This window comes from Formosa haliotis (assembly GCF_001685485.1).
Classification (GTDB): domain Bacteria; phylum Bacteroidota; class Bacteroidia; order Flavobacteriales; family Flavobacteriaceae; genus Formosa; species Formosa haliotis.
In genome coordinates this window covers 3,724,626-3,747,000 of record NZ_BDEL01000001.1, presented here as the reverse complement: position 1 = coordinate 3,747,000, position 22,375 = coordinate 3,724,626, and the positions used below count along the sequence as shown (strand labels likewise).

At 34.1% G+C, this 22,375-nt stretch carries 16 protein-coding genes and 1 pseudogene; 3 read left to right on the top strand and 14 right to left on the bottom strand.

Annotated elements, in window-relative coordinates; all coding sequences use genetic code 11:
* Window positions 1–4: 4 nt before the first annotated feature.
* The 12 genes and pseudogenes from pyrG to A9D35_RS15760 all read right to left on the bottom strand — a co-directional run bounded on the left by pyrG (window position 5) and on the right by A9D35_RS15760 (window position 18,302).
* On the bottom strand, window positions 5–1,618 hold the full coding sequence (gene pyrG, locus A9D35_RS15815) for a CTP synthase (protein WP_066224820.1): 1,614 nt from the start codon (window positions 1,616–1,618) through the stop codon (window positions 5–7).
* A gap of 325 nt (window positions 1,619–1,943) precedes the next feature.
* A complete protein-coding gene (locus A9D35_RS15810) occupies window positions 1,944–3,725 on the bottom strand; it encodes a cation:proton antiporter (RefSeq protein ID WP_066224817.1) in 1,782 nt (593 codons plus the stop codon).
* Between the two features lie 226 nt (window positions 3,726–3,951).
* A complete protein-coding gene (locus A9D35_RS15805) occupies window positions 3,952–4,194 on the bottom strand; it encodes a DUF3820 family protein (protein ID WP_066224814.1) in 243 nt (80 codons plus the stop codon).
* Between the two features lie 37 nt (window positions 4,195–4,231).
* A complete protein-coding gene (locus A9D35_RS15800; protein WP_066224811.1) occupies window positions 4,232–4,633 on the bottom strand; it encodes an OsmC family protein in 402 nt (133 codons plus the stop codon).
* Window positions 4,634–4,638: 5 nt separating this feature from the next.
* Complete coding sequence (locus A9D35_RS15795) at window positions 4,639–6,564, bottom strand: PBP1 and LysM peptidoglycan-binding domain-containing protein (protein ID WP_066224809.1); 1,926 nt, start codon at window positions 6,562–6,564, stop codon at window positions 4,639–4,641.
* Between the two features lie 39 nt (window positions 6,565–6,603).
* Window positions 6,604–8,139 carry a glutamine-hydrolyzing GMP synthase gene (gene guaA / locus A9D35_RS15790; protein WP_066224808.1) on the bottom strand — a complete coding sequence of 512 codons (1,536 nt, stop codon included), beginning with the start codon at window positions 8,137–8,139 and terminating at the stop codon, window positions 6,604–6,606.
* A gap of 47 nt (window positions 8,140–8,186) precedes the next feature.
* The gene (locus A9D35_RS15785; protein WP_066224805.1) at window positions 8,187–9,560 is read right to left on the bottom strand and encodes a pyridoxal phosphate-dependent decarboxylase family protein; all 1,374 of its coding nucleotides are present in this window, start codon (window positions 9,558–9,560) and stop codon (window positions 8,187–8,189) included.
* 6 nt (window positions 9,561–9,566) lie between these two features.
* A pseudogene (gene bshC / locus A9D35_RS15780) lies at window positions 9,567–11,176 on the bottom strand (bacillithiol biosynthesis cysteine-adding enzyme BshC).
* Window positions 11,177–11,329: 153 nt separating this feature from the next.
* Window positions 11,330–12,634: a 30S ribosomal protein S12 methylthiotransferase RimO gene (gene rimO / locus A9D35_RS15775; protein WP_066224803.1), complete on the bottom strand. Its 1,305-nt coding sequence runs from the start codon at window positions 12,632–12,634 to the stop codon at window positions 11,330–11,332.
* A gap of 203 nt (window positions 12,635–12,837) precedes the next feature.
* Window positions 12,838–13,371 carry a DUF2059 domain-containing protein gene (locus A9D35_RS15770; RefSeq protein WP_066224800.1) on the bottom strand — a complete coding sequence of 178 codons (534 nt, stop codon included), beginning with the start codon at window positions 13,369–13,371 and terminating at the stop codon, window positions 12,838–12,840.
* Between the two features lie 166 nt (window positions 13,372–13,537).
* Entirely contained in the window at window positions 13,538–15,253 is a 1,716-nt protein-coding gene (locus A9D35_RS15765) for a porin family protein (protein WP_066224798.1), read from the bottom strand.
* Window positions 15,254–15,284: 31 nt separating this feature from the next.
* Window positions 15,285–18,302 (bottom strand): tetratricopeptide repeat protein, encoded by a 3,018-nt coding sequence (locus A9D35_RS15760; protein ID WP_066224795.1) that lies wholly within the window; start codon window positions 18,300–18,302, stop codon window positions 15,285–15,287.
* 188 nt (window positions 18,303–18,490) lie between these two features.
* Between A9D35_RS15760 and A9D35_RS15755 the strand changes: the two genes are divergently transcribed.
* The 3 genes from A9D35_RS15755 to A9D35_RS15745 all read left to right on the top strand — a co-directional run bounded on the left by A9D35_RS15755 (window position 18,491) and on the right by A9D35_RS15745 (window position 21,144).
* Complete coding sequence (locus A9D35_RS15755; RefSeq protein WP_066224792.1) at window positions 18,491–19,174, top strand: cell division ATP-binding protein FtsE; 684 nt, start codon at window positions 18,491–18,493, stop codon at window positions 19,172–19,174.
* 119 nt (window positions 19,175–19,293) lie between these two features.
* Window positions 19,294–20,193: a glycosyltransferase family 2 protein gene (locus A9D35_RS15750; RefSeq protein WP_066224789.1), complete on the top strand. Its 900-nt coding sequence runs from the start codon at window positions 19,294–19,296 to the stop codon at window positions 20,191–20,193.
* The gene (locus tag A9D35_RS15745) at window positions 20,194–21,144 is read left to right on the top strand and encodes a glycosyltransferase family A protein (protein WP_066224786.1); all 951 of its coding nucleotides are present in this window, start codon (window positions 20,194–20,196) and stop codon (window positions 21,142–21,144) included.
* Here the strand turns inward: A9D35_RS15745 and A9D35_RS15740 are convergent.
* Window positions 21,124–21,528 (bottom strand): sugar 3,4-ketoisomerase, encoded by a 405-nt coding sequence (locus A9D35_RS15740; RefSeq protein WP_066224783.1) that lies wholly within the window; start codon window positions 21,526–21,528, stop codon window positions 21,124–21,126. The genes A9D35_RS15745 and A9D35_RS15740 overlap by 21 nt on opposite strands.
* Window positions 21,518–22,348: a glycosyltransferase family 2 protein gene (locus A9D35_RS15735; RefSeq protein WP_083191732.1), complete on the bottom strand. Its 831-nt coding sequence runs from the start codon at window positions 22,346–22,348 to the stop codon at window positions 21,518–21,520. Before A9D35_RS15735 ends, A9D35_RS15740 begins: the two co-directional genes overlap by 11 nt.
* Between the last annotated feature and the right edge of the window lie 27 nt (window positions 22,349–22,375).

The window sequence follows — 22,375 nt, the reverse complement described above, 5'->3', positions numbered from 1 at the left end:
GGCACTATTTTTTCTTACTTTTTAAAGCGGCTTTCACAAACTCTACAAATAAAGGGTGCGGATTTGCTACCGTACTTTTATATTCTGGATGGTATTGTACACCAACAAACCAAGGGTGAGCTGGTACTTCTACAATCTCTACTAAGTTTGTTTTAGAGTTTACTCCTGTTGCCAACATTCCTGCTTTTTCTATAGCGTCTCTGTAATCGCTATTAAATTCGTAACGGTGTCTGTGGCGCTCTTCAATAAGTTCAGATCCGTATACTTTTCTAGCAATACTATTATCTTTTAAAGTACATTCCCAAGATCCTAAACGCATGGTTCCACCCATATCAGTAATATTCTTTTGCTCTTCCATAATGCTAATTACCGGATTTGGTGTATTCGCATCCATTTCTGTAGAATTTGCATCGGCAATACCTAACACATTTCTAGAATATTCTATAACCGCCATTTGCATTCCTAAACAAATACCTAAAAACGGAATATTGTTTTCTCTTACATAACGAACGGCATCTATTTTACCTTCAATACCACGCTCTCCAAAACCAGGAGCTACTAACACACCATTTAAATGGGCTAGTTTTAGTTTAACGTTGTCGGCATTAATATATTCTGAATGTATAGGCTCTACATTTACTTTAACTTCGTTTTCTGCACCTGCATGAATAAAAGCTTCTAAAATAGATTTATAAGAATCTTGTAATTCTACATACTTACCAATTAAACCAATAGTAATTTCACCTTTCGGATTTTTATGCCGCGTTAAAAATTCATTCCAACGTGTTAAATCTGGTACACTACTATTTAAGTTTAATTTTTTAAGTACCACTTTATCTAGGCCTTCTTCTAACATTAAATTAGGCACATCGTAAATGGTAGAAGCATCGATAGATTGAATAACTGCTTCTTCTCTTACATTACAAAACAATGCTAATTTAGTACGTAAATCTTTTGGTAAATGGTGCTCGGTTCTACACACTAAAATATCGGCTTGTACTCCGCTTTCCATTAACGTTTTTACACTGTGTTGTGTAGGTTTTGTTTTTAACTCGCCCGCAGCAGACAAAAATGGCACTAAAGTTAAATGAATAACAATACCGTTATTTTCGCCTAAATCCCAACGTAATTGTCTTACAGCTTCTACATAAGGTAAAGATTCGATATCACCTACCGTTCCACCAATTTCGGTAATTACAATATCGTAATCACCCGACTTTCCTAATATTTGAATACGCTCTTTAATTTCGTCGGTAATATGAGGAATTACCTGTACGGTTTTCCCTAAGAATTCGCCACGGCGTTCCTTTTCAATAACACTTTGGTAAATTTTACCAGTTGTTACGTTATTCGCCTGACTTGTAGGTGTGTTTAAAAAACGCTCATAATGACCTAAATCTAAATCGGTTTCTGCACCATCATCGGTAACATAACACTCACCATGTTCGTAAGGGTTTAATGTTCCTGGATCGACGTTAATATAAGGGTCTAATTTTTGTATGGTTGCTCTGTAACCTTGCGATTGTAATAATTTTGCCAAAGATGCGGCAATAATTCCTTTTCCTAAAGATGATGTAACACCACCGGTTACGAAAATGTACTTTGTTGTAGTTGTCATGATGCGCTTTTAAACGCAGGCAAATTTACAAAGAACTATTGAAAAACTCTTACGGTTCGTTATTTAAATTCTGATTAAATATAAACAACACCTCTATACACTTCTTTTGGCACTAAACTATTCATTTGTAAAAGATTAAAAAGCGCTATAAAACTAAAAAGCGTTAATATAAAGATATATTAATAGATTTATTTAAATACGATAGCATTCAACCTTAATTTCTCTGAATTTGATAATTAGAAAAAAGCGGAATAATAGATGATTCAAATGAATTAAAATTTAATACTTTTTACCCTGAAAACACATTGTAGCAAAATATAAATTATTAGTTTAAGAAAAGGACTTCTTCATTAGCCTCTATAGTTTCTCCAAAATGAAATAAGCGGAAGTTTCCATTGGTATTTTTTATTATTAAAGGTAAGACCTCACTTTTGTGGTTTTTCATCCATGTTCGGCTATTGGTTGCTTCAGTGACAGTTTCCGTTTCTTCGCTATAATCTGCGTTACTAATTTTAGTAAACCAATGATTTAAATCAATTCCTGAAGCAAATAAACTTGAAGTATTACTCATTTCTAAAATATCGATTCCTGCTATATAATTACTTTTTGACAATATAACGTGGGTATTTGGCACCTGAAAAGTTTCCGTTGCAAGCTGAGCTGCCAAAATATTAACTTCTGTATTTGCAGTGGCAGCAATAAAAGTATCTACCACTTGAGTTTGGACTTCTTTTAACGTATCTTCTTCTAAGGCATTTCCTTGATAACACGTATACCCTTTTTCTTGTGTTTCTAAAACAATATCCTGATTTGCATCTATAAAAGCAACCTTAGTATGTGCTTTAAAATAATCAGCAATCAATAAACTTATGGGGTTAACTCCTAAAATTAGAATACCCTCACGTTTATTCATCATTACTAATTCGTTGCGTCGTCTTAGCCAATCTGTACACCATTTTAGTAAGAAAGGCACCGTCATAGTGGTTAAAATAGCCATAAACACCAATATGGAAAATATTTTCTGATCGATAATTCCCATTTCTAAACCAATTCCTGCAATAATGATTTCTACGGCACCACGACCATTCATTCCCGCCCCTACAGTAACTCCTTCTCTCCATCCCAATCCTGTTGGCAAGTAAAATAATGCTGCTCCAATAATTTTACCAATTATCGCCATAAAAATTATGGTTAACAACATCGGCAAATCAGTTTGAAACACATTAAGATTTACCATAAATCCAGCAGACACAAAAAAGATAGGAGCCATAAACCCTATAGATACATCGTAAAATGCTTTGTGTAGCTCTTTAGAAATCTTTTTAGGAAACAAATTATCTTTTATAAATAAACCTGCCATAAAAGCACCTAAAATACTATGCATTCCAGCTAACTCTGCAAGTTCGGCATAAGCTAAAGCTACAATTATTATAATCGTAAAGAAAAAAGTACTGTTCGCCGATTTAAATTTTGAAAGATACGCCCCGACTCTAGGCAATACAAATAAGCCTATTGCAATGGTTACTGCAAAGAAAGCGATAGCCTTTAAAGCTACAATTAAAAGTCCTGAAGCATCGAACTCGCCCATTGCTGCCGCACTTAAAATACCTGCAAAAATTAAAAGCGCTAAGGTGTCCGAGATTAAAGCACCTGCCATGAGCACATAAGCTATTCTAGTATTTAATAGTTTTAAATCGACCAAAATCCGACTTTTGGTAGCTAAAGATGTAACTCCCACAGCCATTCCCACAAACATACCTGCCATGGCATCTCCTCCAAAAAATATGGTAGAATAGTATCCTAAAACAAAGGGTACTACAAATCCTCCTATAGAGGCTAAAAACCCAGGCCATGATGCTTTCTTTAAATCTTTAAAGTCTATTTCGATACCGATATAAACCATTAATAACAGAATCCCAACTTCGGAAAGTACTTTTATAGTTACCGTAAGCTCCAAGATCCCCAATAAGCCGGGTCCTAAAAGAATACCTATTACCAGCTCACCAAGTATAGCAGGATATCCCAAACGTCGAGCAGCAACTCCTCCTACCCACGCCGCAGACAGAACTGCCAAAAGATTTAGTATGTTTAAGTGAAAGTCTTCCATATATAGTTTCTAAAATACTGTTTTTTTTGACATCTATATAATATATTTCACTGAAGTTCAACACTCTGACTAAATATTGTTGATTTTTTAATATAGAAGGTATTTATTTGAAGAAGGTTTTTATTCTGCTTTTTAAGCTGAATACCATTGGACAGCACACTTCGACTCCTTGAGAATTCAGCCTATAAAAAAAGCGCTGAAGTAATTTTCAACGCTTTTCTTAATTTTATTTTTTGGATGGCTTAGGATACTTCTTCTTTATATTTCGAATTAAATCTTCTAAACCGTTTAGTTTTAACTCGTAAACCATACGTAGCTGGTCGCCCAATTTCCCTTTCGGAAATCCTTTGCTATTATACCAAACCACATAATACTCTGGTAAATCTATTAAAAATCGATCTTTATATTTACCAAATGGCATTTTAGTATAGGCCAACTCAATTAAAATTTCGCCATTAAGCTGATCCATAAAATAAAACGTTTAAAATTTTTAATACGATAAAAAATTACTTCCAATTAAAAGTAATGATCTTCTCGATATCGGGATGCAGACTATAATGTACCGGACAGGTATTTGCGGTATGTTCTAAAATTTTACGCGTTTTAGCATCTGCTTCAATGGGAAAATCAAATACGACTTCAATTTTAGAGATACGTCTAGGATCGGCCGCCATAGTTTTAGTTACTTCTGCTGTTGTGCCCTCTAGAGCCACGCCTAAATCTCTTGCTTTAATGCCCATCATGGTCATCATACAATTAGCTAATCCTGTGGCTACTGTATCTGTAGGAGAAAAAGCTTCTCCTTTACCATTATTGTCTATTGGTGCATCGGTAACAAAGGTATTTCCTGAATTAACATGCAAATTTTCGGTGCGTAATCCACCTAGGTAAGTCACTTTAGATGTCATAATATTTAGTCTTTTACTTCAACAACTTTTAAATCGTCGTACTGCAATAAATACACTGTATCGTTATAATAGCCGCCAAAAGATTTCTTTATATAAGCAAATTTATTTTCTACATATTCGGTTAATGGGGCATCGCTAGCAGAGGCATATAAATCTGTAGAAGTTACCAAACGTAACACAACATCCATCGTAACATCAAAACCTCTAACTGCAATTTTATTTGGCGTTAAACCATACTCTTTGGTATAAGCCTTAACAAAACCATTATTTAAATCGTCGTCATAAGATTTTGAAATAGACGCGAAATGAAAACGTAAATTAGACAACTGATGATTAGAAACTTCGCTTCCTTCGAACGCGCGGTTCATATCTGTAGTAGCTAAAATAATTTGAATATCTTCTGTGTTTAATGAATTTAAAATACTCGTAACATTCGAGGCAAAACCTGCTGTTGTAGTTTCCAAAAACACAACATTTTTTCCAGGTTTTAAATGTTTTGTAATATCATCTACCAAAATATAATGTTCGTCTTTACCTTTTTTATCCTTTCGGGATCTAATTACAGATGCTCTGGGAAAAGCCGACTTTAAACTTGCATTAAGAGGTTCGCTTTCCGAATCGAAAATTAAAATCGTGTTAGTTAAACTATCGCGTTCTTTAAAATAATTTATAACCTTATTTTTTAATAAGCTCTCAGAAGCACGAGACTGAAACGTGTTGCTAGTTAATTTCACCGTTTTAGTAATTGGTGACACCACAGGCACATTTAAACTACTTAATCTTTCTGCTGTGTATTCTACATTAGTCTGAGTTAATGGCCCAATAACCGCATCTAATTCTTCAAAATTATGATTTCGAATCAGGTCGCTAATCGTACTTGTTTTATTTTGCGTATCGTACACATCTACCTTAGCAGAAATGCCTAACTTTTTTAACGAATCTAAAGCCATTAATACACCCGAATGAAATTCTAAAGAAATGTTTAAATAATTATCTTTTCGAATATGATTCATTGTGCCTTGAATAGAATCGAAAGAAACGTTATTCAATTTAAAAGGCAATAAAACAGCAATGTGTTTTGTACCGCGATTAAATGGTCTTTTCGTTAAATTTGAAGCCACTAAGGCTTCATCTGAAATCATTCCGGCTACGTCATCATCTACTTTTTTAGGTACACGCAATACCATACCGGCCTTTAATTCTGACCCAACTAATTGCGGGTTTAAAGCTTCAAGTTCTGCTTTTTCTAATCCTAATTTAACTTTTAAACGATAGAATCCTTCTTTTGGTTGAACCTCGTAATAATCGTATTTTTCGTCTACAGCTTTCTCTTTACTTTCAGGAATATTAGGTACTTTAATAGTATCTCCAACTTTTAAAACCTCAGCCATATCTGGATTTAAAGCTTCTAAATCTTCAACTGTTAAACCAAATTTATAAGCTACACGCCATTTCCCTTCTTTTGGTAAAACCACATAAGGCTTAGTCATATCTACCACAGTCGCAACCTCTTCTAAAACTTGCTTCGTGTCGTAAATTGGGATTCTAATTTTTGTCCCTTTTCTTAAAGGTTCAGAATATAAAAACGTGTTAGCTTTCTTGATTTCATTTTCGGTAACTTTATAGTCTTTAGAAATACTGTAAAGCGTCTCCTTTCGTTTTACACGATGTTGTTTATAACCAGTAAGTTCTTTAACCGTAGACAATTCGGCTTGCACTTCGGTTTTCGGAATAATTAAAACCATATTGGGTTTTAAACCGTTTTTAGCATCAGGGTTTAAAGCATACAAATCGTAAACGGTTACCATATACGTTTTGGCAATATCCTCTATTTTTTCATTTTGTTTTACTTTATGTGTCTTATAATTTTGAGCAAAGACATGGCTACTCACCATTAAAAGCATTACAAAAACGACTAAAAACTTTTTCATTCAATATGGTTTAATTCGAAAAAAATTGATTAAAATTTACTATTCCCACTCAATCGTAGCAGGTGGCTTAGAACTAATGTCGTACACTACTCTATTAACGCCTTTTACTTTATTTATTATATCGTTAGATGTTTTTTGAAGGAATTCGTATGGTAAATTTACCCAATCTGCCGTCATACCATCGGTACTTTCTACAGCACGAAGCGCCACACATTTTTCGTAAGTACGCTCATCTCCCATTACACCAACACTATTTACTGGTAGCAACATAGCTCCTGCTTGCCATACTTTATCGTATAAACCCCAAGATTTTAATCCGTTAATAAAAATAGCATCTACCTCTTGTAAGATACGTACTTTTTCTGCTGTAATATCGCCTAAAATTCGAATTCCAAGTCCTGGCCCTGGAAATGGGTGACGACCTAATAATTCTGGATCGATACCTAAAGTAGCACCAACACGTCGAACCTCATCTTTAAAGATAGCACGAAGCGGTTCTACAATTTTAAGTTTCATAAAATCTGGTAATCCGCCGACATTATGGTGACTTTTAATAGTTGCAGAAGGGCCTCCGGTTGCAGAAACACTTTCTATAACATCTGGATAAATAGTACCTTGTGCTAACCATTTTACATCGGTTAACTTATGCGCTTCATCATCGAACACTTCAATAAAAGCATTCCCGATAGCTTTACGTTTTAACTCTGGATCTTCAATGCCAGCCAAAGCATCTAGAAATCGTTTTGAGGCATCTACACCTTTAACATTAAGTCCCATACCTTCGTATTGCGCTAATACACTTTCGAATTCGTTTTTACGCAATAACCCGTTATTTACAAAAATACAATATAGATTTTTACCTATAGCTTTATTTAATAGTACAGCGGCAACAGTAGAATCTACACCTCCAGATAAACCGAGTACCACTTTATCGTTTCCAACTTTAGCCTGAATAGCTTCTACAGTTTCTTCAACAAAAGAATCTGGCGTCCAGTCTTGTTTAAGACCAGCTATTTTCACTAAAAAGTTTTCTAATAATTGCTTCCCATCGGTAGAGTGATATACTTCTGGGTGAAACTGAATAGCATAGGTTTCTTCTCCTTCTATTTTATAGGCAGCATTTGTAACATCGGAAGTACTTGCGATTAATACACCATTGGTTGGTAACGATTTAATCGTATCGCTATGACTCATCCACACCTGACTTCCTTCAGAAATATTTTCAAAAAACACTTCGTTTTCTTTAATAAAGGAAAGATTGGCACGGCCATATTCTCGTGTGCTTGATGGCGCGACTTCTCCTCCAGAGAAATGTGCTAAATACTGTGCGCCATAACATACCGCCAACATTGGCTTTTTAGTACGAATAGCACCCAATTCTGGGTGTAAAGCGTCTTCTCCGCGTACGGAATTTGGACTACCAGAAAGGATTACAGCCTTATAGCTTTCTATGTCTGTTGGAATTTTGTTGAATGGGTGTATTTCGGAGTAAATGTTGAGTTCCCTAACTCTACGAGCAATAAGCTGTGTGTATTGCGATCCGAAGTCTAAAATTAATACCTTGTCGTGTTGCATGCGCAAAATTAATATTTATATTTTATTTGAAAAGTTTGAAACAAACTTTATTCCATTGTTTTTAATATTTCTACAATATCTTGCTCTGTAGTATCTGGATTAATAAAACAGAACCGCGAAACCGTCTCATACGTATCTCCCGTTTTCCATTTTGTAGGAGCGACTAAGGCAAAGCCTTTTTTATGATTTTCATACGTCCAATGCGTATAATCTTCTGGAGTCCACCCTATTCTTCTGTATAATACACAAGATAAACTTGGATCGCGAACCAACTCTACATTAGGGTGCTCGCTTATTAATCGGCCTGCAATTTGGGCCAATTCTATACCGCGTTCTACAGCTTCCTTATAGCGATCTGTACCGTGCATTGCTAAAGAAAACCACAGAGGTAAACCTCTTACCCGGCGGGTTAATTGTATTTGATAATCGGTTGGATTAAATCCATGTGCTCCTTCATCTTTAAAAATATCTAAATATGATCCTTGTTGGGAGTGTGCATTTTTAGCTAATTCTGGGTTCTTGTATAAGACAGCTCCGCAATCGTAAGGAGAAAACATCCATTTATGAGGATCTATAGTAATACTATCGGCATTTTCTATACCTTTAAACAAGTGCCTTACAGAATCGGCAACTAGAGCACCACCTCCATAAGCAGCATCTACATGTAACCATAAATTTTGTGCTTTACAAATTGCAGAAATAGCCTCTAAATCGTCTATAATCCCCGCATTTGTTGTACCGCCTGTGGCTACTACTGCAAACAATCGTTCGCGTTGACTCGGCGATAAACTGTCTATTGTATTTTGTAGAGCCGGACCTTCTAAACGGTCTTCGGTATCTACTAATAAGACATCTAAATCGGCTACTTTAGCCATGGCCTTTATAGACGAATGTGCGCCTATAGATGTAATTATTAATCCTTTTTCGTTGTGGTGGGCTTCGTCTAAACTTCTCCAATATTCACGAGCCGTTACTATGGCCGAAAGATTAGCAGCAGTACCTCCACTTGTAAATACTCCAAAAGCACCTTCTGGCATACCGGTTAAAGATACTATCCATTTCATGGCTTCATTTTCGCAAAAAATTCCACCTGCTCCTTCCATCCAATAGGCACCGTGTATACTTGACGCCGATGTTACTAAATCGAACATCACAGCTGCACGTGTGGGTGCCGCCGGAACAAAAGCAAGATTTCTAGGATGATCTACCGGAACATTGGCTTTCATTAAATGTTTTTTCCATAAATTGAATGCTACTTCTCCACCAATTCCTTTTTCAGTAATGGTTTCTCCTACCAAAGCTTTTAACTCTTCTGCTTTTTTAGGTTTTCCTATTTTACGTTCGGTGGTAGAAATTCGTTCTATGGCATATTTCATGACATCCATGGTCATCTCGACCAAATCAAAATCTACTTTATGCATGTTTTGTTACAGATTTAGTATTAGAAATTCTTGTTTTAATGGTTGCAAATTTAACACTAACTGAGGGATTAATTGGTCTCCAAACTCAAGATATAATTCAGAAAAATTTGTAGCGCGTTCTTGTAAACTTTGATTTGGAAATAACTGATTTTGTAAATCGGTCATTCTAGAAACCTGATCGCTCAATTTCCTTTTTTGCGCCTGTAATAATCGTTTTTCTAAATGCTCTAACCCTTTGATTTGCTTGCGCTCTTGAGCTTTTACCGCCCCAACAAAGGACTGATCGGTTTGCTCGGCTAAATCATACATGGCTTTAAATTGCTCTTGAAGATGTTTTTTTGTGAAGAGAAATCGATATCTATATTCGATATTTTTCTAACTTTTTTATTAATGAAGGTATCGCGCTTTAAGAACAAATCACGATTACTAATATGTAAATTGTCTAATTTCTTAGCCTGCTGTTGTGTTTTTATCAATACCGAATTTCTTAAAAGCAATATAGGAAAAGGTACTTTTACAGCTTCAAAATAATCTTTCAACTGAAGCCAATAGGCCAATTCTCCCCCTCCACCGATATAACATAGATTCGGTAAAATGACTTCTTGATACAACGGACGCATAATTACATTTGGAGAAAAACGCTCTGGAAAGTCGTGAATTTCCTTAAGAATTTCATCTTTAGAAAAGCTGATTTCGGTATTTAAAACACGATATGTTTCATCTTCAAAAACAATACGCTCACGACTATTTTCCGACAAATAAAACAAATTAATTTCTCTTGGATTAACTTGAATATTATAATCTGTATCTGGGATATTAGAAAGTAAGGCGTTTGTTTTTGAAACTTCGTTCGACGAAATTTGGTTTAAAATATCTTGCTCTATATACGGAATAAAAGCGCGCTTTAAATCTTTCTGGTTGGCATCTATAACCACCAATCCTAAATCTGAAAATAAGGCATTTGCCAAATAGCGTGTGGCGTCTGCAAGATTGTTATGCTTTAAATAGGCTTCTGTAAACAGAGTTCTTAATTCGTCTGCCGCTTTCCCCACACCTAATTCTTTCGTATACAATTCGAAAACAGCATCTAAACCTGTGGTATTAAATTCCCCAACAGCACCACCATCTTTACGATTCCATTGTATTTTTTTGCCTTTAAAGTTGAAGTAATTTATTTCATCGAAATCGTGATCTTCTGTCGCCATCCAATAGATTGGCACAAAATGAAAATCGGGATATGCTGCCTTTAATTCTTTGGTAAGGTTAATGGTCGACACAATTTTATATAGAAAATATAACGGACCGGTAAACAAATTTAACTGATGACCTGTTGTTACTGTAAACGTGTTCGATTCATTTAAAAGAGAAATATTAAGCTGTGTTGCTTCTGATGTTTTAAGGTCTGCATACTGCGTTTCTAAAACAGAAGACAACACCTGACGATGCGCTTTTGACATCCCCTCGAACTTCGACTTTTCTTCAATTTGAGCTTTGAAATGGTCAAGCTTTGGAAAACGATTATAGAATCGTTTTAGTTCGGGTTTTTCATCTAAATAATCGCAAATTAATGTCGAAAAATAATGGGTGTCTCTAAACGGAATACAGTCGGTTGGCATATAAACAATCAAATTTATGGTAAATATACAGTTATTAGATTTTTCAATTCTAAAAAATTAGTTAAGATTAAGGTTGGTATAACACTAGGCGGTTAAACGAAAAAAGGTGTTTTAACTTACATTAAAACACCTTTTTATTTATTTCATTTTATACTATTTTACAACATCTGCATACAAATCAAAATCGGCAGCATCTGTAATAACAACGTGTGCAAACTCACCCGTTTTCAAATAATTTACTGTTGCATCTATTAACACTTCGTTATCTACATCTGGCGAATCAAATTCTGTACGACCAACAAAATAGTTCCCTTCTTTTCTATCGATAACGACTTTAAATTCTTTACCTATTTTTTCTTGATTCATTTCCCAAGAAATTTGCGATTGAATTTCCATAATTTCGTTGGCACGTTCTTGCTTCACGTCTTCAGGAACATCATCTTCCAAATTGTAAGCATGTGTATTTTCTTCGTGAGAATAGGTAAAACAACCTAAACGCTCGAAACGCATATCTTGAACCCACTGTTTTAAGGTTTGGAAATCCTCCTCTGTTTCTCCTGGATATCCTACAATAAGTGTGGTACGAATTGTCATTTCTGGCACCGCTTTTCTGAATTCCTGAAGTAACTTCGTGGTTTTTTCTTGAGTGGTTCCGCGACGCATACTTTTAAGGATACTATCGGAAATATGTTGTAATGGAATATCTAAATAGTTACAAACTTTAGGCTCACGATTCATAACATCTAGCACATCCATTGGGAAACCGGTAGGGAATGCATAATGTAAACGAATCCACTCTATACCGTCTACTTTTACTAAAGCTTCTAGTAATTCGGCAAGATTTCGCTTTTTATAAATATCTAAACCATAATAGGTTAAATCTTGAGCAATAAGTATTAATTCTTTAACACCCTTTGCAGCTAATTTTTCAGCTTCTACAACAATTTCTTCAATTGGAGTTGACTTATGTTTTCCACGCATAATTGGAATGGCACAAAAACTACACGGTCTGTCGCAACCTTCTGCAATTTTTAAATAAGCGTAATTTTTAGGTGTTGTTGTTAAACGCTCCCCAATTAATTCGTGCTTATAATCTGCTCCTAGCGCCTTTAATAAACCTGGTAATTCTGTAGTACCGAAATATTCATCGACATTAGGAATTTCTTTCTGAAGGTCTGGCTTATAACGCTCAGATAAACATCCGGTAACAAACACTTTATCGACCTCGCCATCTTCCTTCTTTTGCATGAAATCTAAAATGGTATTCACACTTTCTTCCTTGGCATTATTGATAAATCCGCATGTATTAATTACAACGATATTACCTTCTTCTTCATGTACAACGTCTTTTCCGCTAGCTTTTAGCTGTCCCATTAACACTTCGCTGTCGTAAACATTCTTACTACACCCTAGAGTTACTACGTTGATTTTATTCTTTTTAAGTGATTTTGTTCTCATATCAAAATTTCAGAGTGCAAAGATACGGAATGATTTAAGATTAAAGAATGTTATGTTAATTTAAGACAAGATAAAAATATGTATTAATTAAAGGTGGGGTGAATTTTGGCTTTAAAACATTCCGAATTCGAAGTCTATGTTGAATTCTCATGATAATATTTAAATAGAAGAAGTCCAACTTTTTCCGTTTAGAAATATCCCTTCTAACGGATAGAATAGCCTTTAGCTTCTAGTTTTCCGTTAACGGTTTTGTACATATCGCCGCACCAGAAATCGGAAATAACTTGCATTTTTTCTTTCATACCGGCTTGAGAACTAACAATCTTTTTCCCAGTTGCCGTTTTATAAAAGTTATCGATTTGTTTTTTATCCTTCTTTGTTAAGGCATTCGGATTGTTAAGCATAGTCTGACCTGTTTTAGACCCATATAATGCGTTCATATTTTGAACATCTTCCATGGTAAAAAAATCGGAATAGGCCTCGACTAGTTTATTGTTAACTTTATCCATCTCGCTTGGTTTTACCGTTTTTAATTCTGTCCAAGTTTCAGATGGGATGTTATATTTAGCATATTGATTTTGCATTTGTTTAAAACAAGCATCGAAGATGGTTTCGTAATACGCTAATGTACCATTACTTTCAAGACATTGGGTGGCTGCGGTAGAATAGGCAGACGATTGAGACCACACTGAGGCACTAAAAAGTAGGCCTACACATAAAAATAGAATAGATTTCATAGGTTTAAAATTGGTTAGGTTTGGGTTTTAATAATTTAAATATAGTAAAAAACTAGTAACCAACATGAATTTAGGAATTAAGCACCTGAACAATTAGTTATATCCTCACTATTTAAAACAAAAAAAGCGTCCCGAAGAACGCTTAGTATATAGTTATGAATATGTTTTAAAAATCGAATTTATACGTTGCTCCTCCCAAAATTTGAAATCCTTGCACGTTATAATTACTCCAACGTTGGTAACTCTGGTTTGCAATATTGTTTAACTTAAGGTATACGGTAAATCTGTTATTTAGATTATACCCTCCATTTATATTTAAATCGATATACCCCTTTAAACTGATGGTTTCTGTGGTTTGATTGGATCCCGAATTTATAACATCTAAATCTTTACGGCCGCCTACATAAAAAATATTTGCTCCTGCAAACCATTTCTGATCTGACATGTAATCTCCAAAAACAGAGGCTTTAATATTTGGTAAGTTCCATGCTTCTGCCTCCACGTCGGTATTATAATTCATATATTCGGCACGTAACCCCATTTTTAAGTGGGTATCCCAATCTACGGTTAATTCTCCTAAAGCATGAATGGTTTTAACATCATCGTAAACCACCTCAAATGAATTCCCATATTTATAAGCCGTGGTAGCTCCCCTATCAGAAAATTGATTTTTTCTAAACAATGCCTTATCATCTTCAGACATATAACCTAGTTTAAAATTATACCCTATATTACTAGTAAACTTTCCTAACATCCCGACATAAGCATCAAAACTATTGTCGGTTGGTTTTACATTAATGGTAGGTGATAAAAACTGGTTATCCTGAACAAAATCGCGATATGTATTTTGAATCACATCGCCTGTAAGTCCTCCATAAGCGATTAAAGCATCGTCAACAATTCTAAACGATCCTGTAATATTAGGATAGATGTAGAAATTGCTTTCGGTACTATTTATTCCAATCATATAATAAGCAGATGCCCCTATGTTTAAAGTTAAATCGTCCTGACGTAATTTATAACTAGGAGATACCCCAAAAAGGATGTTACCGTATTCCGGCACTTGTTCGGAAGCATAACGATTCCCTGCATGTCCGCTAAAATACTCCAACCTAACATCGGTTGTAATTTCTTCATCCATAATTGGCAAATCTACTTTACCATTAAATTTTAAATGATTTTCGGTAGATTCAAAATCATCGTAAAAACGTCTTAAGGTTAAGCTAGCCGATTTCACATAGGTATAATCAAAAGTAAAATCACCTATTAAATACAAGTCATAATAATTATGACTTACGTCTTTATTTCCTCTATTATAGGCATCTTCTACTCCGTACCAATTGAATCTTTGGCGTTCCAGTCCTCCTTTTACACTCCAGGTTAAGTCTCTTAAACGTTGTATGTATTCCAATTCTATATCGGTCGTTGTAAAACTATCATCTAAAGCTTTATCTTTAATACCATCTTTAGACATTTCTTGAGTGACTCTAGCCCCAAAAGAGCCAATACGTTTAAATTCTTTGGTAACATATAATTCTGAAATTAAGTTCCCATACGTTCCGTAACCAAACGTTAAATAATTTTCATAAAACACATCTGGCTTTTTACGTTCTATCATGGTCGCTTTTCCTTTAGTCGGAATAAATGTGGAAGCTACAGGAACAGAAAGAATATTATAATCTATGTCTTTCTTCTCTGTTGTTACATTATCTTCTAACGTTGGAGTTGTTTTTACTTTAAACGCATCAGAAATTGATGGCGTGTAAGGTTTAACAACATTAATTACATCTGTTTGAATAGTATCCTTTTCTTGCGAATACATGAAAGACACACTACAGAATAAAACGATAAAGGTTAGTATATATTTAAAAGGCTTATACATAATATAAGTTTGATTTTTAATGTCGTTTATGTTAGTCTTGGGTTTGGATAGAAGAATTGGTTTTTGCCTGTTCCTTTTTAATTTCAGTAAGCTGCTTTTGGGCTTCAGACACCACATCGTTAAATGTTTTGAAGTTTTCTATCACACTTTCTAAAATGTAGGTCGCTTGGTAGGCATCTCCTAACTCTTTATAATTCATTGCCATAATTACCAATCCTTTCGCACTGTAATACTTATAACTAGAATAATCTTTAGCTAAGCGCTGTACCGCTTCGTTAGACCCTTCGAAATCGGCATCTTTATGCTTAAAGTAGGCGTTATAAAATAGGGCTTCGGCAGCGGTTTCTCCCGTAGCCACTTTACTTACGTCTTCGTAAGCCTCTTTAGCGCGCACAAGATCGTTAGAATTAAAAGCCGATCTGGCTATAATAATATAAGCATCACTTTTAATTTTATTGTCTATGGTTTTGTTTGCTAAAACTTTTTCGGCATAAGCCACAGCACTCTTATACTTGCTAAGTTGATAATTAGCTTTCATTAAATTAGACTGTGCAAAAACCACGTTTTGAGGGAAAGCAGCTTCGGCCTCTAATCGTTCTAAAACGGGAACCGCATCTAACCAATTTTTTCCATCTAAATAGCTTTGCGCTAATCGCATTAAAGCTTCTTCAGAAAACTCACTTCTTGGCGCATCTACAACATATTTGTAATGTGGTGCAGCATTTAATTTTAAACCTTTTTTGTAATATAATTGAGCTAAATAAAAATGCGCTTGATTAGCGTGTAATCCAGTTTTAAACTGATTTAAGTAATCATTAAACAATTTAATAGCTTCATCTGTATTATTATCTAAATATTTCTTCTCTGCAGATTCGTATGTCGCATTATCTAAATCGGCATCAGAAACATCAACGTAATCTTGAATTTTTACCCAAGCTGCATATTCATCTACTTTTCCTAAATCGATATAAATTAAACGCGCTGTCGATACTGCTTGCAAAGCTTCAGGAGTACGAGGATAATTGGTTACTACGGTTTTAAATTTTTCTAATGCTTTTTGATTCTGATTGTCGTTATAAAAAATTAAGCCCTCTCTAAGCATCGCTTTTGGTGTTAACGAACTCATTCTATATTCTGTACTCAATTGATTATACATGGCTACAGCACGATCGTTCTGGTTGGCCTTGGTATAGGTGTTTCCTAGCTCGTACATGGCATCGTCTCGCAATTTAGATTTTGGATAAGCCTCTATAAAATGTTCTAATTCTGAAACTTTAGAATTAGAATTCCCCACATACCCGTAGCTTATCGCTTTTTGAAATGCTGCATAATCTGATTCTATTTGATTCAGTTTAATGGCTGAATCGTAGGCTTCAATAGCCTTATTGTAATTACTAGATACAAAATACCCGTCGCCTAAACGCAAAAACGCATCGTTTAGTTTTATTTGGTCTTCGGTATAATTTTGGGTAAATGCACTAAAATGTGCTGTGGCCTGATTGTAATCTTTTTGTTTAAAATAAGCATACCCTAAATTATAATCTACCACTTTAGACTCTTCAGAATCTGAACCCGCAAATTGTTTGAAGGCTTTAAAATCTAGTACAGATTCTGCATAGTTACCCAAATTGTAATTACATTCTCCTTTCCAAAAATTAGCTCTTGCCGTATATTCTTGGTTTATATTTTCTTTCAATGCATTTTCAAAGAACACTAAGGCTTCCGTATAATTCTCTTCTTCAACTAACTCTAATCCTCTATAAAACGCTACTTTTTGATACGCTTCTCTGCTTGCGGCGTCTTTTTTACCTTCTAACAACCTTAAAGCTTCTTGGTAGTTTTTAGACGTAATATAAGAATCAACTAATAGGCCTTCAATCTCTGAACGGTAAGCGGTTTCTGGATATTTGGTTAAAAACCCAGATAAAACTACTGGCACAGACTCGTATGGGTTACCAATATCATAACTAATCTTAGCATAATTATACCAAGCATCTTGCTGAATTTGAGGCACAAAATCCATTTGCGAAGCATTTCTAAACGCATTTAAAGCTTCTGTTTTCTTATTTAATTGAATATAGCTTTCTCCTAAATGATAATAGGCATTTTGAGCAACCCCATTATCGCCACTTATAATTTTATTGAATTCGGAAATCGCTCTATCATAATCACTTTGCTTATAATAGGCATATCCTAATTGATAATAATCTGTATTATTCCACTTTCCTCTTTTTCCTTCGTATAAAGTTAAATAAGGAATGGCTTCGTCATAATTTCCTAAATTAAAATAACTTTCTCCAATAATTTTATTTAACTCCGACTCTTCTGCCCGACTGCTATACGGAATTTGCTCTTTAGCTAAGCCTATTGCTTGTTCAAAATTCCCTAATTTAAAATTCAAATCGGCCTTGTAATACGCCATTTTTTCTTTGTATTTCTCTTGGTTTTTAACCTGATCGAAATACTCGTTTGCCTGACCAATATCGTCGCTCTGATAAGCCATATAGCCAATGTAATATTTAGCTTGCGCCCCGTAAGTGCCAGAATCTTCTACTTTGCTTAAATATTTTTTTGCATTGCTATAATTTTTGGTTACAAAGGCAGTGTAACCTTTATTAAAATTATATCTATCCCTCTCAGAAGGTGTTAAAGACCGTTCATCTACACGGTCGTACCATTTTTTGGCATGTGCATATTTACCTCCTTTAAAATAAAAATCTGCCACGTCTATATAAGCGGAATTTCGTTTCGGACTTGTAGGATATTCTTCGACAAAATGTTCAACTAAATCGTCGGCTTTTATTTGATTTAATCGAATAGCTGCACTTGCTATATAGTACGCACATTCCGATTTCATCACTTCTTCTTTAGTCTGCTTTTGAATACTTGTAAAAATATTTTGGGCGGCTAAATACTGCTTACTATTATATAAAGACAATGCCTTTAGGTACTCTACTTGGTCGTTTGTATAAATTGCAGATCGCTGTGCCAACATTTGCGTACTCACTACAATTGCTAATAAAAATAATACAATGTTACTTCTTGCCATTAACCTTAAGTTTTATTTCAATCAAAGATAAATTAATCTCTTTCCTATAACGAAAATTTATTGCAATAATTATTGAATTCGGTAAAAATTGCAATCTACAAAGATTAACAAAAAAAAGGAATACTGCTGTGTTTTAAAAGTTATTATAAAATGATACATTTACGTCTCAAAAAAACAGCTGTATTGTTATGTCCCAAACTGTTCTCCATTTAAAAGATGTTTCCATTTTTCAAGGTGATAGTCTTGTGCTATCTAATGTTAATGTTGAAGTGTTTAAAGGCGATTTCGTGTATTTAATTGGAAAAACAGGAACTGGAAAAAGTAGTTTTATGAAAACCCTTTATGGCGACTTGCCTTTAACAGAAGGAGAAGGAAGTATCGTAGATTTTAACTTACGATCGCTAAAAGAACGAGAAATTCCTTTTTTAAGACGAAAATTAGGAGTCGTTTTTCAAGATTTTAAACTTTTGGTGGATAGAAATATTAACGAGAACCTCCGTTTTGTTTTAAAAGCTACTGGTTGGAAAGACAAAAAAGCTATGCAAACCCGTATAGACGAAGTTCTAGAAAAAGTAGGCATGAAAACCAAAGGCTTTAAATTTCCACACGAACTTTCTGGTGGGGAACAACAACGTGTAGCCATTGCCCGTGCCTTACTTAACGACCCAGAACTTATTCTTGCAGACGAACCTACAGGAAACCTAGATCCGCAAACTAGTATTGAAGTTATGAAAGTGCTTCAAGACATAAACAAAAACGGCAACACCATTTTAATGGCCACTCACGATTATGCTTTACTGCTTAAATACCCAAGTAAAACGTTAAAGTGCGACGACAATCAACTTTACGAAGTGGTACAGCGTAAAAGTTAAATTTCAACGTATTTATAACTTTTTCACCAAATTGCTTTTAGCTTTCAAGCTTAAAGCTTTTTTACCTTACCACGCATAATAGTGTTAAAAAGCGTATTTTTACGCTATATAATTTCGAAATGCTATCTGTTTTAATTCCTATTTATAATTACAATGTTGTTCCTTTAGTTAAAGAACTTCATAAACAACTTATGGATTCCAAAATATCATTTGAAATTATATGTGTAGATGATTGTTCTGCACCAGAATATATAGCCCTGAACAGAGCAATAGACACATTATCTTGTACCTCCTATTTAAAATCTCCAGCTAATTATGGACGTACAAAAACTAGACAATTACTCTCTGATGCCTCTCAGTACGACTGGCTTTTATTTTTAGATGCAGATGTTTTACCTACAACAAATTCTTTTATAAAAAATTACATCGCTCTGTTTAATACTGAAATTAAAGCCTTTTTTGGTGGTATTTCTTATAAAGATCCACAACCTAAACCCGAGTTTCTTTTACATTGGAAATACGGCATTAAACATGAAGCTACTAGTGTAAACACGAGAAAAATATATCCTTACAAAAACATTGTTTCTGCTAATATGTGCATGAAAAAAGATGTTTTCAACCTCATCAACTCCAGTATAACTTATAATGCCTATGGCTTGGATAATTATTTTGGATCGAAATTAAAAGCATTACAAACCCCTATATCTCATATAGACAATCCTGTTTTTCATTTAGGCTTAGAAACCAATTTAACCTTTATAACTAAGAAAGAAGAAGCCGCAGACACCCTATTAAAATTAATAGATAGCGGTATGCCTATTAATAAAAACAATAAAATATTAGTTTTATTTCTGTTTTTAAAAAAAACACATGTAAATCAACTAATTTCAACACTTTACAAACAAACTGCTAAACAAATAAAAAAACAGCTAACAAGTAAAAATCCATCTATAAAGTTATTACAGGCGTATCGCATAATGTATATGTGCTATTCCGATTTAAACCGAACTAAAAACTAAATGAAACCATATTTTTCTATTGTTATTCCACTTTTCAATAAGGAAAAACACATAAAACCTACTATTCAAAATGTTTTAAACCAGAGTTTTAATGATTTTGAGATTATTGTGGTGAATGATGGTTCTACAGATTCTAGTTTGGAGGTTGTAAATAGCATCAAAGATTCTAGATTAAAAATATTCTCTATAAAAAATCAAGGCGTTTCGTTTGCCAGAAATTTTGGCGTTAGCAAAATTAATTCCGATCGGATTGTGTTTTTAGATGCAGACGATTCCTGGGAAACGCATCATTTAGAAGACCTTTTTAACCTATACCAAAATTATCCAGATTGCGGATTATACTGTACAGCTTATCAAAAACAATTAAATACCACCATTATTCCTTCTACCTACAACACCATTCCTAAACAAGACAATTGGAACGGTATTGTTAAGGATTATTTTGAAGCGAGTTTTATTAATTCTATTGCCTGGACATCGGCAGTGTCTATACCTAAATCAGCATTTATGGCGGTAGGTGGTTTTAATGAAAGCATAACTTTTGGAGCTGGCGAAGACACCGATCTTTGGATAAAACTAGCCTTAAATTATCCCGTAGCGTTTACCAATACCGTATCGGCTACTCATAATTTATTTGCCGATAATCGTATTTCAAATTCAAATACCAATAAGAGACAATTTATAAATTTAGATACTTATGAAGCAGAAGCCCTACAGAACAAATCGCTAAAAAAGTATTTAGATATAAATCGGTTTGCTATTGCCATACAATATAAATTAGCTAAAAACTCGGCTAAATTCTTGAGTCATAAACAAAAAATAGATTTAAGAAATTTAAATTCTAAACAGCGATTTTTATTACAATGTAACCGATTCGTTTTAGTGCTTTTATTACACACTAAGACCCTTTTACATGCCTGTAATATTAATTTAAGCGCCTTTAAATTTTAAAAAATCGTCGTATTCTCTTATATAATCTGCTTCATCAAATTCATCTGAAGCTAACACTAAACAGACAGAGCCCGAAGAAAAATTTTCTAATTCTCTCCAAACTCCCGTAGGTATTAATAGTCCCTTGTCCGGTTTATTTAAAGTGACTCTATTTTTAGTTTTTCCATCATCTAAAATCACATTAAAACTACCGCTTAAAGCAACTAAAAATTCTAATTGATCTTTATGTGCATGACCACCTCTATACGCATCGCTAGGCACATCGTATAAATAATACACTCTTTTAAATGTAAACGGTAGGCAATCTTTTTCAATAACAGCTAGATTCCCTCGGGTATCCTTAATTTTAGGAATTTCTATTATTTTAAAGCTATTATTCTCCATTGTTTATTGATTTAAAGTCTGATATACCCTGCAAAGCTATTTTTATTTTAGCATTAAGTTCATTTTTATTTATATAACCATTCCGATATAAAAAAAACACATACTTGTACACCCAGATATATGCCCAATTTTTAAAAATACAATAATTTAATGCTGCTCTAGCATAAACTATGGTATTACTAGATAAAAGTTTTCCCGAGTTATGTTCTGCATGTTTCACTATAAAAGCATTGAAGAAATACACGCTTAACTGATGCTGAATTAAATTTCTACTGAAAATATACTCTTCTCCAGTTTGAAATTTACTGCCTAAACCAAACCATTCGTTAAACCTAATTTTACTAGTATAAATCGCTTCTCTTTTAAAGGCTATTTCTATAGACATGACACCTCTAATAGATTTTAAACTGTGCTGAAAAGAAGTATTCGGATAAGTTTTATAAGGAGTCTCAATTAAATTTAAAGCTTTAAACTGAATCATATCCGGGTCCTTTAAACGCTTAAAAGCACTTAAAATTATAGTTTCGAAATTTTCAACATAAACCACATCATCATCGGCTATTAAACAAATGTCTCCAATGGCATTTTCTATCGCTAAATTTCTACTTTTAGACAGTCCTTTCTCATGCGAGTTTATAACTCTAACATTTGGCAAATCAGACTTTAAAACCGACCCGTTTTGAGTTTGATTAACAACTAAAATATGATGATTTTGGATTGAATTATTCTGAAATATAGGATTTAAGAAATCTAGAGAATCTCTATCCATTGTAGCTATTAAAACTTCTAGGCTAACGGTACTTTTTTCTGCTTTATTCAACTAAATCTCTATCTTTGATGATACAAA

Coding starts and splice junctions, on each gene's coding strand:
- A9D35_RS15750 (WP_066224789.1), top strand. CDS start 19,294: ATGCTATCTGTTTTAATTCCTATTTATAATTACAATGTTGTTCCTTTA.
- A9D35_RS15770 (WP_066224800.1), bottom strand. CDS start 13,371: ATGAAATCTATTCTATTTTTATGTGTAGGCCTACTTTTTAGTGCCTCA.
- A9D35_RS15755 (WP_066224792.1), top strand. CDS start 18,491: ATGTCCCAAACTGTTCTCCATTTAAAAGATGTTTCCATTTTTCAAGGT.
- pyrG (WP_066224820.1), bottom strand. CDS start 1,618: ATGACAACTACAACAAAGTACATTTTCGTAACCGGTGGTGTTACATCA.
- A9D35_RS15785 (WP_066224805.1), bottom strand. CDS start 9,560: ATGCATAAAGTAGATTTTGATTTGGTCGAGATGACCATGGATGTCATG.
- rimO (WP_066224803.1), bottom strand. CDS start 12,634: ATGAGAACAAAATCACTTAAAAAGAATAAAATCAACGTAGTAACTCTA.
- A9D35_RS15740 (WP_066224783.1), bottom strand. CDS start 21,528: ATGGAGAATAATAGCTTTAAAATAATAGAAATTCCTAAAATTAAGGAT.
- A9D35_RS15765 (WP_066224798.1), bottom strand. CDS start 15,253: ATGTATAAGCCTTTTAAATATATACTAACCTTTATCGTTTTATTCTGT.
- A9D35_RS15805 (WP_066224814.1), bottom strand. CDS start 4,194: ATGGATCAGCTTAATGGCGAAATTTTAATTGAGTTGGCCTATACTAAA.
- A9D35_RS15810 (WP_066224817.1), bottom strand. CDS start 3,725: ATGGAAGACTTTCACTTAAACATACTAAATCTTTTGGCAGTTCTGTCT.
- A9D35_RS15745 (WP_066224786.1), top strand. CDS start 20,194: ATGAAACCATATTTTTCTATTGTTATTCCACTTTTCAATAAGGAAAAA.
- guaA (WP_066224808.1), bottom strand. CDS start 8,139: ATGCAACACGACAAGGTATTAATTTTAGACTTCGGATCGCAATACACA.
- A9D35_RS15800 (WP_066224811.1), bottom strand. CDS start 4,633: ATGACATCTAAAGTGACTTACCTAGGTGGATTACGCACCGAAAATTTG.
- A9D35_RS15795 (WP_066224809.1), bottom strand. CDS start 6,564: ATGAAAAAGTTTTTAGTCGTTTTTGTAATGCTTTTAATGGTGAGTAGC.
- A9D35_RS15760 (WP_066224795.1), bottom strand. CDS start 18,302: ATGGCAAGAAGTAACATTGTATTATTTTTATTAGCAATTGTAGTGAGT.